The sequence below is a fragment of the Streptomyces wedmorensis genome, from assembly GCF_000716445.1.
Taxonomy (GTDB): Bacteria; Actinomycetota; Actinomycetes; order Streptomycetales; family Streptomycetaceae; genus Streptomyces; species Streptomyces wedmorensis.
Window position 1 is genome coordinate 1 of record NZ_JNWK01000205.1, and the last position, 265, is coordinate 265.

Here is a 265-nt window from a genome sequence, read left to right on the forward strand (position 1 = left end):
CTACCTGCCCCGCCTGGTCCGGCAGGGATTCCGGGGACCGATCCTGACCAGCGCCCACACCGCCCGGCTCGCCGGGATCGTGCTGCGCGACAGCGCCCGGCTCCAGATGGAGGCCGCCCGGCACGCCGACGAACACGGCTGGTCCAAGCACCGCCCGGCCAAGCCGCTCTACGACGACTCCGACGTCGAGAAGACCCTGGCCTTCCTCGACCCCGTCCCGGTCGGTGAGGAGGTCGAGATCATGGCCGGCACGCGGCTGACGCTC

General features: G+C 72.5%; 1 protein-coding gene. It reads left to right on the forward strand.

Going from position 1 to position 265, the window contains the following annotated elements; all coding sequences use genetic code 11:
* A partial coding sequence (locus OO54_RS41110; protein ID WP_033212950.1) for a hypothetical protein occupies positions 1-265 on the forward strand: 265 nt, incomplete at both ends.